The organism is Imperialibacter sp. EC-SDR9, assembly GCF_902498805.1.
In the GTDB taxonomy this organism is placed as follows: domain Bacteria; phylum Bacteroidota; class Bacteroidia; order Cytophagales; family Cyclobacteriaceae; genus Imperialibacter.
In genome coordinates this window covers 134,144-147,985 of record NZ_LR701578.1, presented here as the reverse complement: position 1 = coordinate 147,985, position 13,842 = coordinate 134,144, and the positions used below count along the sequence as shown (strand labels likewise).

Here is a 13,842-nt window from a genome sequence, read left to right as displayed (position 1 = left end):
TGTAAACGCTAATATTTTCTTGCTCAAGCCAGTTGAATCAACTTCTGTAAAGAACAAAAGTAGGGCTAGGGAATTCTAAATGCAACAGTGTTGCAAAAAAGAAATTCACTATTCTTTGAATGGTAAAGCCTGGTAGTTTTTCAGACACTCTTTACCACCAGGCTTTCAATGTCTTTTAGTGTGATTTTGCCTTCATAGTAGGCTTTCCCGAATATGACACCATAAACACCGATGTCGGCCAGGCGCTTGATGTCATCAACATTGCGAACGCCGCCGCTGGCAAATATGTGGAGGTTGGGAAAGCGGGCTACCAGCTGTTCAAACAGTTCGAAAGACGGGCCCTCAAGCACCCCATCTCTTGAGATATCGGTAGTTTTAAGGTATTTGAGGCCGTTCTGGTAAAAGAAGTCAATATGCTCAAACAGGTCTATACTGGTATCTTTCAGCCAGCCACCTACCCGAATCTGCCCATTGAGCGAGTCGGCTCCAAGCGCAATCTTATTTCTGCCGTAGGACATCAGCCATGACGTGAAAAGCTCCGGCTTATAAACGGCCATGGTGGCGGAAGTAATACTGTCTGCACCAAACTCAATAAGCTTCAAAATATCGCCATCGGTGTGAACACCACCTGCGTAGTTAATTTTAAGCTTGGTGTGTCCGGCCATAGCCTCCAGCACATGGTAGTTAACGGGACTGCCCTTTTTTGACCCCTCAAGATCCACCAGGTACACCCTTTCGATGCCATGTTGTTCAAACTGCATTGCAACATCCAAAGGAGGCTCATCATAAATGGTCTCACTGGAAAAGTCTCCTTTAGTAAGGCGCACTGACTTTCCCTTCATCACTGTTATGGATGGTACAAGCTGTATCATATATATAAATTGTTGAGCCCGTGAAAATAGTAAACTTTAGCGGTAGAGACCCTCGCCTGTGATTATATTTTCCAGAATTTGGTTAGGTACCAAAGCCCCGAGAAATGTTTGTCCAGCAAGGCCAAGCTTTAATCTGATAAGAAAATACAAAATCTATTTGAGCTCCACAAGTTTAAACCCCTGGCCGTGCACGGTGAGAATTCTGAGGCGTTCATCTTCTTTCAGGTATTTGCGGAGCTTGGCAATGTATACATCCATGCTTCTGGCGTTAAAGTAGCTGTCATCGTGCCAGATTTTCATGAGCGCCTCTGCCCTGTCAACCGTTTTGTTGAGGTTTTGGCAGAAAAGAAGAAGAAGGGCATTTTCCTTTGAAGTAAGCTTGATTTCTTGCCTGGGGCTTTTCAGCAAATTAAGGTGGGCGTCAAAATATAAGCTGCCAATTTCGAACTGAAGATTCGCTTCCTCACCATTACCATGCACATGAGTCCTTCTAAAGATCGCCTTCATTCGAAGAAGTAGTTCTTCCATTGAAAACGGTTTGGTTAAATAATCGTCGGCACCAATCTTCAGGCCTTCAATGGTATCATCTTTCATCGATTTGGCCGTGAGGAAGATGATGGGAATGGTTTTGCTTTTCTCTCGTATTTCTCTGGCAAGGGTGAAGCCATCCTTCTTAGGCATCATCACATCAAGAATGCACATATCGAAGCTATTGCGGGCAAAGGTGGTAAATCCAGCTTCTCCGTCAGTACAGAGAGTTGGTTCGTAGCCTTTTACTTCCAGATATTCCCGTAAGATCTGGCCCAAATTCGGATCATCTTCAACGATTAATAATTTAGGCTTCATTTCCATAGGGTAGATGTATTTCGAATGTACTTCCTTTTTTGAGTTCACTTTTTACTTCGATTGTGCCTCCATGCGCCTCTACCATGGTTTTTACGTAGGCAAGCCCGAGGCCAAAGCCTTTAACATCGTGCAGGTTGCCTGTAGGCACCCGATAAAACCTGTCGAATATCTTCTGAGCAGACTCCTTGCTCATCCCCAGCCCATGGTCTTCCACCGTGATGACAATCCCATTTTTGCTATTAGAAGTTTTGACCAGAATTTCTGGATCTTCGGGCGAATACTTATTGGCGTTGTCGAGCAGGTTGTGTATGATATTAGTTAAGTGCATTTGATCCCCGAGTATTTTGGCCGGATTGGCCTTCATCTCGGTGGCGATTGTCCCGTTTCGTTTTTGCACCTGAAGCGCCACATTGTCAATGGCCTTTTCGATCAGGTCATTGATGTCTACACTCTCCAGTTTGAGTTTAAAATCCTTTCTGTCGAGGGCGGCCATTTGGAGCACCTTTTCTACCTGGAGCCCGAGGCGTTTATTCTCTTCAGAAATAATTTTCAGGTAACGTTTTTGAAAGGTTGGCTGAACGGCCACCTGCTCATCCTGTAGCGCTTCGCAAGCCAGGGCGACCGTAGAGATCGGTGTTTTGAACTCATGGGTCATGTTGTTTATGAAGTCGTTTTTTATTTCCGATATTTTCTTTTGCTTGATGATGGTTTGCACGGCATAGCCAAAGCAAAAGATGATGGTGACCAAAAGCACGGCTGAGGAGGCCATGCTGGTCCAAATCTTCTGAAGCAAAAAAGATTTTTGATTGGGGAAGCTTATCAAAAGAGTGCTGCCCTCACCCAGCAAGTCGTTGGGGAACAGACTGGCCCTGAATTCCGTGTGCCGCCTTGTTTTTGGTTGATAGTTGGTAGAGGCCAAAACAATCTTGCCTGACTCCTCATCAACAATACTGTAGTCGTACTCAGTGTTAATGCCCTTATTTTCAAGTTCCGATGCCAGCAGAGAATCAAGCTGGTGAGGGTCAATCCTGTTGGAGATGGTGGGCTTCTCAAAAAGCAGCTCGTGCAGCGCCACCTGGATCATTTCAGTTTTTTGTGCCGCCTTTTGTATTGTTTTCTTGTACTGCCCTACGGCAAAATGCGTGGAATCTCCTATTTCTGAAGTAAATGTGAAGCCACTGAATCCGTCGCCGGGTGATGATGGCACTACAAGAACGGACGTATCCTGAACGACATAGATATTATCGCCTTCATTTGATTCGAATTGGTACTGCACACTATAAGGGAGCTTTTTTACCTTTTGAGAAGCTTCAACCGGTTCTTCTCCACTCTTCACCTCCCATTTTTTATAGGTACTCTCAATATACCTGACATTGCCCGGGGCCATGGGCGTGACACTTCTGAACTTGATATTGGAATTGAAATTGTCGAAAGCCACGAGCATGGCCTCTTGCCTTTCCAGCTTATCCACGGCGTTGGTCAGGGCTGTTTGTACATCCTTTCGGAAGCGCTCCTGGTTCACCTCAATCACAGCATCAATCCAGTAAAGCTGGAAGGCCACCAGCCCCATAAGGGCTACGCTCATTAGCGCTATGATCCAACGAAGGGTGTTCTTACTCATGCTCCAAATTTACGCTCAAGATACCTAACTGGTTCGCTTTTAACCTTTTTTAACAACAATTAACCATGCTTTAACATCCCCGCTTTGCTCATCGGAGTACATTTGGTTAAACACTACGAACTATGAAAACTATGACATTAACAAAAAGAATAAGGCTTTTGCTCCCGGTCTTCGTATTGTTGGCTGGTGGCGCTTTGGCCCAAAAGCAAACCACTATTCAACAGTCAAAAGACAAAAGCATCCATGTGGAGTTGCGGACTGATGAAGACGGAAGCACCAAAACTTTCAAGAAGGAATATAAGACCATAGAGGAGATGCTGGCTGACGACGAGCTCAAGGCTTTTCTGGATGAGAATAAGCTGGATGTGCAATTTTACGGTAATGGTAAAGAAGAAGGCTTGCATACCATCATTCTGGACCAGTCTCCGGGTGTGAAAGAGCGAATACATATTCTCTCGGACTCCGACTCATTAAAGTCTTTCTTTTTCGATGGCTCGGGAACGTTTCGGTTCAATGGGACGGATGAAGCGCAATCATATGTTTTTAGAGCCCCTAAAGACTCTGAAGATGCAGTTTGGGTGTTTGGAGGGATGGATAGCCTCTTCAGTACGAAGTTAGCCCCATTTGATATCGACTCGTTGAGGGAAGTGTTCGGACAGCGGCTCGAAATGGGTGGTGACAATGGTTACTTCTTCGAATGGACTAGTGAAGACGGCGACAAGCATGGGTCGACTATAGTGCTGCGAAAAAAAATAACTATTTCAAAAATAGAGGGCAACGAAGCTTCGCTTGATCATCTCTCGTCCAAAAAAATGGAAAAGCTCGAGCCGCTGGATCTGACCTATTACCCTAATCCGAGTCATGGCCATTTCACATTAAAGATGTCACTCAGGTCAACTGATCCGTTGCAGGTGTCTATTGTGGATCTAAGCGGGAAAACTATTTACGAAGAGGAAATTAAGACTTTCGATGGCAGGTACTCAAAGGAGTTTAACCTGACTGACCAGCCAGCGGGCATTTATCTGCTTCAGGTAGTGCAGGGAAAAAGTAGGCTTGTTAGGAAAATAATGATCAATTAATAATTGCACGTATGTTTCAGAGAAAGGCACCGGGGTATCGCTCTGGTGTTTTTTTATTTGGCGAAGTCCATTTCACTTTACCCGATTTTTTGTGATATTCAGGCATCTGTAAATCGAATAACTGGTTTGAAAAGCTTCGATCAACTGTCACTCAATCAAAAAATCAACAAGTTGTATGTTGAGGGAGAATTCCTGTTTGCGATCAGGTACTATGGACACAAAGTGAACCTTTATCAACTGGGTTCGCAGCTTTTCGAGGTTTTCTACAACCACAAGTATGACAGGATCGATAAGATTGAACCCTTCGACGACAAAAGCACCAGAATAAAGTTTTATGCTGACCAGATCAAACTTCCTTTGCAGCTATTTTAGCAGCATTGGTCAGTAGCGTTTCGTGCAGTGCCACTACCTCAGGCACCAAAAGTTCCTGCTCGTTATTGTTGAGCACATAGTCGGCCAGCTTTTTCTTCTCCTCGTCTTTAAGCTGATTCCCGATGATATCCCTCACCTGCTTTTCGCTGCGCTGGGGATCCCGTGCCAGTACCCTACTGACTCTGACTTCTTCTGGCGCCGTGACAAGCACAACACTATCCAGCGAGTTGTGTGAACCCGTTTCAAACAGCAATGCCGCTTCTTTGATGACGTAGGGCTGATTACTTTGAACGGCTACCCAGGAAGCAAAATCCCGCCCGACAGCGGGATGCACCAGGCTATTGAGTGTTTCCAATTTGGAAGGATTTGAGAAGACTTCTTTTGCCAAAAAGTTCCTATTGAGGTTTTTATTGTCAAGGTAAGCCTCTTCTCCGAAAGCCGCCTTTATTTCCTCCACAAGCTCTTTGTCTTCTACCATTAGCGCCTTGGCTCTGTTGTCGGAGTTATAGACGGGCACACTAAGCACCTCGAATATTTTGCAGACTGTTGATTTGCCGGAGCCAATGCCGCCGGTGACGCCAACAAGCAGGGGTTTACTGGTTGGCATGACCGACCTTAAGTTTTTCAGGGAGTAGCTGAAGTTCGAGCACTTCCGTCGGCCTGAACAGGACAACAGGCGTAATGGTGGAGTCTTCGCTGTTGTACATTTTGAAATCGGCAGCAATCGAAAATGCTGAGTCGCTAACCTGGCTGGCGAGATCACCTTTGATCGTGTAGAAGACGTAGGTGACTGTATCAGCCAGGTAAGGCACTTTGCCCCGGTATCTGTTTGGGAAGTTAACGGGCTGAATTTCTACCAGCAGGGAGTCTCTTATGAATTCTTCGGCTCTGAACTTCACAGTGACTGACTTGGGAGTCGAACTCATCAGTCGATTGTCAGTCAGGGGCACGGCCAGCGAGCGCTCGAAATCACCAGCGATATCGCTGCGATCAAACTCCAGCAGCCAGGTGGACGGAAAGCGGTTCATAAGGCTTGACGGGCCCTCTATCCGCACGCTGTCTGGTTCGTAAGTAATTGGGCTGGTAAGTCTGTAGTTTGTTGCGAGTGGAATGGTCAGGCTATCCACCACGGCCATCACCATTTTCTGAATTTTGGGCTCGACTGAAATAAAAAGTGTGTCCGTCACCACCCTGTTCAGGTCAATGTCAGTCAGCTGGTCTTTTATGATGTCGTAGAGGGAGTTTCTGGTGAGAAACTTTATCTCGGTGGGGTTGTCGAGTTGAATAACCAACGGGTCAACGTTGAACCAAAAAGTTTTGCGCAAGAGGTTCCAGCCCCCGCTGGCCACGTCAATACGCACTTCATCCGGAAGTGGCTTAACAATTACGACACTATCACGTGGAAAATCGAAGGCAATAGGGTAGCTAAGCCTGGCCTCGTAGTTTTTGTTGAGGGAGTTAAAAAACCAAAAGGTAGTAGCGGCTAAAACTGCCAATACTACTACCTTCCAATTTTCTCCAATCTTAAATGTAAAGACTTTTTTGTTTGCCATTCTAGCAGGCAATATTTGAGGTTTCCTTATGAGGCTGCTGCTGCCGGAGTCGCATATTTTTTGCTGGCATCCAGCGAAATAGCGGCCTTTTCGAATTTGATCTTCAGCCCCTTATCAACCTCAAGAACAATCGTGTCACCTTCAACTGCTGCTATTTTTCCGTGAATTCCCCCGGTGGTCACAACAGTATCACCTTTTTTAATTTCATCAATAAACTTGCGTTGCTCTTTCTGCTTTTTTTGTTGAGGCCTGATGAAAAAAAGCCAAAATATCAGGATCATGCCACCCAGCATAACAAACTGCATGTAGCCCCCACCTGAACTTGCCTGTGCTAAAATCAAATGCATTCTTATGTGATCGTTTAGGTATAATTATTTTTTAACAGGGCCATCTGCGGCGCCAGTTTTTGGAGCAACCACTGCCTTGATATTGAGACGAGACAGTTTAGGTGCGGTATTCGCAGTGATGCTAACGGTTTTGTTCTGCACACCCGGCTTGTTGCTACTGTTGAATTTGACCTGTATTTCGCCTGTTCCGCCTACTGGAATAGGCTCTTTGGGCCAAACTGGCACGGTGCAGCCGCAAGAAGCTGAAGCATTTGATATAATCAAAGGTGCTTCACCAGTGTTAGTGAATTTGAACACGTGTTCAGCAATCTCACCTTCTGTGATTGTGCCAAAATCATGGGTCTCTTCGGCCCAGGTAAAAACCGGTGCTGGCCCTGATGGCACTTCTTCTTCAAGGGCAGTTTGCTGAATTGTAGGGCTGGCTGTAGCTGCCGAGGAGGCTGGTCCGCTTCTGGCTTTGCCGGCTTCCAATTCTGCAACACGACCTTCCAATCTGGCCAGACGGCCTTCCATTTCGGCATTTGAGCAGCTAAATCCTACTGCCACTAATGCTCCAAAAACTAATACGTTAACTACTGACTTCTTCATGACTATGGTATTTTGAAGGGTTAGTAAAATTCTGTTAGGAACTTCAAATTTAGTATAAACAATGAATAAAACGGAATGGGCAGGTTAAAGATTCCCTATTACACGAAAGGCGAAAAGCCCTTTGCAGAGGAGAATTTACCTAATCTTTTCCCGGGTCGTACTATTTTTTTCTGATCTGACCGATGAGTTCATCCACATCGTCAAGCAGTCTTTCTGCCTTTTCCTTGGCGTCGTTGATGATCCTTTCTCCTTCGGATTTCGCTTCGCTCTCCACCAGGCCTTTGCTCTCCATCAGCTCATCAATCAACTCCTGAAGTCTACCTTTGTACTTGTCGAGCTGGAAGGAAAGCTTGTCCCTCGTGTTAGTTCCCTTATCGGGAGCATATAAAATACCTAGCACCGCTCCTGTGGCGGCTCCAGCCAAAAATGCTATTAAGGTACCAGTAGTCCTGCTCATAGTATATCTCTATTTGTTATCAATTAATCCTCTTCCACTTTTCTTTATAACGCCTTTCGCTGCCAAATCGTTGGCCAATACATCTAATAATCCGTTGACGAACTGCTTGCTCTTAGGCGTGCTATAGTTTTTTGAAATCTCAATAAACTCATTTATCGTCACTTTTACCGGTATTGAAGGAAAATGAACCATTTCTGCGATGGCCATTTTCAAAATCACCTTATCGATAAGCGCAATTCTATCGATTTCCCAGTTTTTTGATTTCTCAGCAACAATGGCCTCATACTCTTCATTATTGGCAAATGTTATTTTAAACAGGTCACGGAAATAGTCAAGGTCGTCTTCCAGGTTGGCAGAAAGCTCCAGCAGTTGGAAGGGCTCTCCCTGACCCTGATACGACTTGATCGTTTTCACGCCAAGGCTCTTTACAATGCCGCTGTTTTCTTCCCAGTACAAATCCTTCTCTTCCATGAAAGTTTGAATGGTTGGATGCTTGAAAAACAGCCTTTTGACAATGTGCAAAACGACTTCTTTGTCTTGCTCAAAGGTTGGATTTGAAAGTAGCTGATAGGCCTTGTAGGCCTCGTCCGCTTTCAGAATGTCCTTGTACCAGATACTTGTGTCGTCTCTGTAAGCTGACCAGCTAAGCGACCGTTGGCCAAGCTGCTGCTGCAACGGTTCGAAGTCAAGAAGGGCCTGCACAACCTTGTTGTCGGCCAGGTTGTAGTCATTGGCCACAACAATTTTTTCGGACGACAGATTGCCTAGCTGCTTTCTTTTCTCCTTCGATACATGGAGTGCAAACTCCACGGGCAACATCAATGCCAGGTAGTAAGAGTCGTGGATGCTATCCACGTCTTTCAGCATGCGGCTTTGGAAAGCCTCCTTGTCTTTTTTGACCTGATTCCTGAAGTAGGTGACGGCATCTGCCACAGATTTCCTCATCTCATCATCCGCTTCAGCAGGATATTGGATAACGTCATTCTTATGCTGCTCGGCGAAGCAAGTTTGCGCTATCTTTCCTTTCTTCCTGAGAAGTTTGGCGTCCTGAGGCTCCATACTATTCAAATCTGGCTGAAAGTAATCAGCGATTTGCTGATTGGCGATTTCAAAGTCGGAGATGATACTTTGCTCAAGAGCAAAATATGACTGCACGGCTTTGATCCGAAGGGTTCTTCTGTTTAGCATTTCCCAATAAAAAAAGAACGAAAAGTTTTATTTAAATTTCTATTAAACTAGTAAGATAACTTGATCTTACCAATATCATTGATCCTGTTAATGGCTATTTCCATGGCTGATTCCTGAGGCGTAATGCCTTTTTTCTCTGCCAGGTCAAATACCCTGAGAGTTGTTTCAAATATCCTCTCTGTTTGCTGATACACTACATCCCTGTTATAGTTGCCTATTTGCTCATAATAAACATTTGTAATGCCTCCACCATTGATAAGAAAGTCTGGTGCGTACAGGATTCCTTTTTCAATCAGCTTTCTGCCATGCTTCAGCTCTTCTGCCAATTGATTATTGGCGCCACCAGCAATCATGGCACATTTCAACCGACCGATTGTGTCGTCATTTATCGTAGCGCCTAAGGCACAGGGCGAATAGATGTCAACGTCCAGATCGTAAATGTCGTCGACAGCCACCACTGTGGCTCCGAAATTGTCCACTGCATGCTTGAGCTTCTCTTCATGAAAGTCGCAAACAAATATTTTTGCCCCTTCTTTTGCGAGGCGTTCCATGAGGTAAGTAGCTACATGGCCCGCTCCCTGCACGGCCACTTTTTTTCCTTTCAGTGAATCGCTGCCATATACTTTTTTGGCTGTTGCTTTCATGCCCATGAACACACCAAAGGCCGTAACCGGAGAGGGGTCACCACCACCACCCATCGATTCCGGCACGCCGGTCACATAGGGGGTTTCCATTCTGATATATTCCATGTCCCGGGTAGACATGTTCACGTCTTCAGCCGTCCAGTAGCGGCCACCCAGCCCATGCACAAACTTGCCAAAGCGGCGCATAAGGACTTCGTTTTTGATTTTTTTGGCATCGCCAATAATCACTGCCTTTCCACCACCAATATTAAGTCCGGCAATGGCTGACTTAAATGTCATTCCCCTCGACAAACGCAGGGCGTCGTTGAGGGCATCCTCTTCAGAGGCGTAATTCCACATACGGGTACCGCCTACAGCAGGCCCCAAAACTGTGTTGTGAATGGCAACAATGGCCTTTAAACCTGTTGCCTTGTCGTGGCAAAATACCACCTGCTCATGCTCCAACTCCGACAGCTGGTTGAAAATACCCATGCCGGTGGTTTTCAATTCTGAAGTTTCGATCATCACGAAGATAAAATAAGGTCACATGTTGTTATTTGGGTTCAAAGCTTTCCCTACTTTTGACAAGAAATGTCGGAATTGCGTTTGTAGCCACAAAGCTACGTTTTTTTTAGGTTGCGAACCAAGGTATTCACCAGCCCAATGAACCATTTACCCAAAGTCTCGTTTTAAGATTCAGTGAAAGATCTAGCAGCAATAAATAAGTATCTCCTCAAATATAAGTACCACCTGATTCTGGGTACTTTGTTCATTATAATTTCCAATGTGTTTGCCATCATTCCGGCCTACCTGGTAAGGCAGGCTTTTGATATTGTGCAGCGGGGAATCAGCCTGCACAGCGCATTTCAGGGCCTTGAGCTACAGTCGGAAACTTACGACTTGTTCACATCGAGCATCTTCATTTATGGTTTTTTCATTCTGCTGATGGCGCTGCTCCGGGGTGTGTTTTTGTTTTTCATGAGGCAGACAATTATTGTGATGTCACGCCTGATAGAGTATGACATGAAGAACGAGATTTATGCGCATTATCAGACGCTGCCGCTCAGCTTCTACCGCCGCAATAATACTGGTGACCTGATGGCCAGAATTTCTGAGGATGTGAGCAAAGTGCGCATGTATATTGGCCCCGCCATTATGTATGGAATCACACTGTTCACCCTGTTTTTTATGGTGATTCCATTCATGTTCAGCATCAACCCGAAGCTGACGCTTTATTCTCTGCTGCCTTTACCTGTGTTGTCGATCAGCATCTACTTCGTTAACAACATTATCAACAAGCGTTCGGAAGAAATTCAAAGGAGTCTTTCCAATCTTTCGACTTTTGTGCAGGAGGCTTTCTCTGGTATTAGAGTGATTAAGTCGTTTGTGAGGGAGCACGACTTTGATGACAAGTTTAACAAGGAGAGCAATGAGTACAAGGACAAGTCGCTACAGCTCACCTTCGTCAATGCGCTGTTCTTCCCTCTGATCATGTTCCTTATAGGGCTGAGTACCATCCTTACCGTATATATTGGATCGATAGAAGTGATGGCGGGAGCGATCACCACGGGCATTATTGCTGAGTTTATTATTTATGTGAACATGCTTACCTGGCCGGTGACTTCGCTGGGCTGGATTACCAGTATTATCCAGCGGGCAGCGGCGTCTCAAAAGCGGATCAACGAGTTTCTGGATACAAAGACAGAGATTGTTTCGACACTCAATGTGAAGCAAGAAATTAAGGGAGCAATTAAGTTCGAAGATGTGTCGTTTGTGTATCCAGATTCCGGCATCAAAGCGTTGAGCCATGTTTCATTTACAGTGGATCCCGGGGACTCATTGGCGGTGATTGGCACCACAGGGTCGGGCAAGTCGACCATTGCCAACCTTATTTGCCGCATGTATGATGTGAATCAGGGGCAAATAAAAGTGGATGGACACGACATAAGGGCCTACAATGTCCAGCATTTGCGTGGGCAGATAGGCTATGTGCCGCAGGATGTGTTTCTCTTTTCGGACACATTGGCTAACAACATTGCCTTTGGCGGAAATGACCACAACAGGGATCAAATAGTGAAGGCTGCCGAAGATGCAGACCTGCTCGAAAACATAAAAGGATTCCCGGCAGGATTTGAAACCAAGATAGGAGAACGGGGCATTACGCTGTCAGGTGGGCAGAAGCAGCGGCTTTCCATCGCCCGGGCCATTGTGCGCAACCCACAAATTCTTATTCTCGATGATTCGCTTTCGGCTGTGGATACAAAAACCGAGAATTCCATTCTTCAGGCGATGAAGCGCATCATGCAAAATCGCACGACGATCATTATCTCACACCGTGTATCTTCAGCCAAGCTGGCCAACAAGATTATAGTGCTGGACGACGGTGAGATCAAAGAGTACGGTGTACACGAATCACTGCTGGCTCAGGGCGGTATTTACAAGGAGCTTTACGAGAAGCAGTTGCAGACAGAGGAGAGCGAAGGGTAGGGCTGACGCAGCTGATATAAAAAGCCAATATTTTATAGGTGATATTCGGCTGCTAATGCTTTACTTAATTGGCTAAAGCCTATAAAGTGAAGTTTTCCTTCCTTTTAATTCCGTTTCTCCTTCCTGTTGCTGCCTGCCATCAAAGGCAAGAAGTGCCTAGCGATGGCCCCAATTACACGCTTGTTGATGAGTATGATGGTATTGTTGTTGAGCTGTTCGATTCTTCAGTAGTGGATGAAAATCGTTATAATTTCAACAATAAGATTTTCAGGGGAGGTACAGAATTCATTTATTCCTACTCGTATATCAGCCCATCGGGTAGCGAGCTTAGCTTCAAAACCACTGACAACGGGTGGGAGTTTATTTCTCCTGATTCATCAGACCAGGCCACAATAACGAATATCACTATCAAGGCACTTTCGGGGCAGAACAACAGACCTGAGTACAAGCAGACGGTCATATCCTATCAACTTACCCCTCAAACAACATTTTCCATTTCCGGGGCGATAGAAAATGAGGCCAATCTTTGGGTGCACCCACCCAGAGACTACCTTTTTAGGATCCTGGAACTCAACCCGTTTCCATATGTGAAATTTCCTTTGGCAGTTGGAAAGAGTTGGAATTGGAAGCTAGTGTTTGGCCCCCATTGGGGCGATGAGAGGTGGGTGACATGGGAAGGGAACAAGGAAAATGACATTACATATACAGTCACAGGCAGTGATATCAAAGACACAAAATGGGGAGAGCTGCTTTGTTATGAAATTGAAGCTATAGCAAGCAGTGAACTTGGAGAGACTAAGTTGACGTCAATTTTTAATGAGGAAGTGGGGTTTCTGGAACTTAACTATTTGAATATAGACGAATCTCAAATCAGATTAATTCTCATTGACAAAATAGACTGATCCTTTTGCTATATCAAAGTAGAGGTTACCTCCAGCTTTTTGAGCGGCGGCCTGGTCGTGAGTTCTTTTGAAATAAATGAACTCTGCCAGGAGGGAGTAGGTAAGAACCCTCTCAAATTGACAAGAACTTACTTTGAAATGCGTCCTGAAATGAACGGCTTATTCTTATTTCCTGATCGCCCAGCCATACACTATGATTTTCAAATGAGTCGACGTGGTGAATATTGACTAAGGCCGACCTGCTCACCCTAACGAAGTCTTGGCTATTGAGTTTAGTTTCGAAAGTATGTAGACTCATTGTCAATAGATGGATTTTCTCCACTGTAAATACCTTACAGTAACTTCTTTCAGCCTGCACATACAATATGTCCCGAAGAAGGATTTTGATATAATGTTTATTCACCTTGAGAAAAACCGCATCTAAAACCAAATGCTCTGTTGGTGAGGTAGTTATGGTGCTTGCCTGTGGTTGTTTCGAAAAGTTATCAATAGCCAGGTCGATGGCAAAGCCGAGGTCTTTTTCAACAAAAGGCTTCACTAGGTACGCAAACGGGTGTGTCTTTTTAGCCCTTTCAAAGGTAGTGTTGTCGGAGTACGCCGTTAGGTAAATAATGGGGACTAATTGTATTTTGCTAACTAACTCAGCAGCTTGTATGCCATCCATAGGGCCGTCGAGGTTAATATCCATAATAATGAGGTCTGGGGCCAGTTCGTGGACTGCTTCCAGCGCTTCTTTCCCAGTTTTTACCCACTTTACCACTTCATAACCCATATCGCTAAGACTGATTACAATGTCACTAGCAACAATGGAGTTGTTTTCGACTACAAGAATTTTCATGCCATGAACTTTTGTCAAAAATTGAAAACTAAGAGGTCACAAGTCTGAATGACACTGTGTTATGGCTTA

At 45.1% G+C, this 13,842-nt stretch carries 15 protein-coding genes; 4 read left to right on the top strand and 11 right to left on the bottom strand.

The window, feature by feature from the left end:
• Positions 1-140 precede the first annotated feature (140 nt).
• The 3 genes from GC130_RS07595 to GC130_RS07585 all read right to left on the bottom strand — a co-directional run bounded on the left by GC130_RS07595 (position 141) and on the right by GC130_RS07585 (position 3,339).
• A complete protein-coding gene (locus GC130_RS07595; RefSeq protein ID WP_151997681.1) occupies positions 141-872 on the bottom strand; it encodes a HisA/HisF-related TIM barrel protein in 732 nt (243 codons plus the stop codon).
• Positions 873-1,025: 153 nt separating this feature from the next.
• Positions 1,026-1,724 carry a response regulator transcription factor gene (locus GC130_RS07590; protein ID WP_151997680.1) on the bottom strand — a complete coding sequence of 233 codons (699 nt, stop codon included), beginning with the start codon at positions 1,722-1,724 and terminating at the stop codon, positions 1,026-1,028.
• On the bottom strand, positions 1,708-3,339 hold the full coding sequence (locus GC130_RS07585) for a sensor histidine kinase KdpD (RefSeq protein ID WP_151997679.1): 1,632 nt from the start codon (positions 3,337-3,339) through the stop codon (positions 1,708-1,710). Before GC130_RS07585 ends, GC130_RS07590 begins: the two co-directional genes overlap by 17 nt.
• Before the next feature lie 122 nt (positions 3,340-3,461).
• Between GC130_RS07585 and GC130_RS07580 the strand changes: the two genes are divergently transcribed.
• Together GC130_RS07580 and GC130_RS07575 are read left to right on the top strand one after the other, a co-directional pair.
• A complete protein-coding gene (locus GC130_RS07580) occupies positions 3,462-4,418 on the top strand; it encodes a T9SS type A sorting domain-containing protein (RefSeq protein WP_151997678.1) in 957 nt (318 codons plus the stop codon).
• A 126-nt stretch (positions 4,419-4,544) separates the two neighbouring features.
• Positions 4,545-4,790 (top strand): hypothetical protein, encoded by a 246-nt coding sequence (locus GC130_RS07575; RefSeq protein ID WP_339785383.1) that lies wholly within the window; start codon positions 4,545-4,547, stop codon positions 4,788-4,790.
• On the opposite strand, the gene coaE is transcribed toward GC130_RS07575, so the two are convergent.
• From coaE to GC130_RS07540, 7 genes are all read right to left on the bottom strand, one after another.
• Positions 4,765-5,397: a dephospho-CoA kinase gene (coaE, locus tag GC130_RS07570; protein ID WP_151997677.1), complete on the bottom strand. Its 633-nt coding sequence runs from the start codon at positions 5,395-5,397 to the stop codon at positions 4,765-4,767. The genes GC130_RS07575 and coaE overlap by 26 nt on opposite strands.
• Positions 5,384-6,343 (bottom strand): hypothetical protein, encoded by a 960-nt coding sequence (locus GC130_RS07565; RefSeq protein WP_151997676.1) that lies wholly within the window; start codon positions 6,341-6,343, stop codon positions 5,384-5,386. Before GC130_RS07565 ends, coaE begins: the two co-directional genes overlap by 14 nt.
• Positions 6,344-6,369: 26 nt before the next feature.
• On the bottom strand, positions 6,370-6,690 hold the full coding sequence (gene yajC / locus GC130_RS07560; RefSeq protein WP_151997675.1) for a preprotein translocase subunit YajC: 321 nt from the start codon (positions 6,688-6,690) through the stop codon (positions 6,370-6,372).
• Between the two features lie 24 nt (positions 6,691-6,714).
• Positions 6,715-7,278 carry a DUF1573 domain-containing protein gene (locus GC130_RS07555; protein ID WP_151997674.1) on the bottom strand — a complete coding sequence of 188 codons (564 nt, stop codon included), beginning with the start codon at positions 7,276-7,278 and terminating at the stop codon, positions 6,715-6,717.
• A 160-nt stretch (positions 7,279-7,438) separates the two neighbouring features.
• A complete protein-coding gene (locus tag GC130_RS07550; protein WP_151997673.1) occupies positions 7,439-7,735 on the bottom strand; it encodes a YtxH domain-containing protein in 297 nt (98 codons plus the stop codon).
• Between the two features lie 9 nt (positions 7,736-7,744).
• A complete protein-coding gene (gene nusB, locus GC130_RS07545; RefSeq protein ID WP_151997672.1) occupies positions 7,745-8,923 on the bottom strand; it encodes a transcription antitermination factor NusB in 1,179 nt (392 codons plus the stop codon).
• 47 nt (positions 8,924-8,970) lie between these two features.
• Positions 8,971-10,071, bottom strand: a complete 1,101-nt coding sequence (locus GC130_RS07540) for a Glu/Leu/Phe/Val dehydrogenase dimerization domain-containing protein (protein ID WP_151997671.1) — start codon at positions 10,069-10,071, stop codon at positions 8,971-8,973.
• A 174-nt stretch (positions 10,072-10,245) separates the two neighbouring features.
• On the opposite strand from GC130_RS07540, the gene GC130_RS07535 reads away from it, so the two are divergent.
• Positions 10,246-12,033, top strand: a complete 1,788-nt coding sequence (locus GC130_RS07535) for an ABC transporter ATP-binding protein (RefSeq protein ID WP_151997670.1) — start codon at positions 10,246-10,248, stop codon at positions 12,031-12,033.
• Positions 12,034-12,119: 86 nt separating this feature from the next.
• Complete coding sequence (locus tag GC130_RS07530) at positions 12,120-12,935, top strand: hypothetical protein (protein WP_151997669.1); 816 nt, start codon at positions 12,120-12,122, stop codon at positions 12,933-12,935.
• A 112-nt stretch (positions 12,936-13,047) separates the two neighbouring features.
• On the opposite strand, the gene GC130_RS07525 is transcribed toward GC130_RS07530, so the two are convergent.
• Entirely contained in the window at positions 13,048-13,773 is a 726-nt protein-coding gene (locus GC130_RS07525; protein ID WP_151997668.1) for a response regulator, read from the bottom strand.
• Positions 13,774-13,842 lie beyond the last annotated feature (69 nt).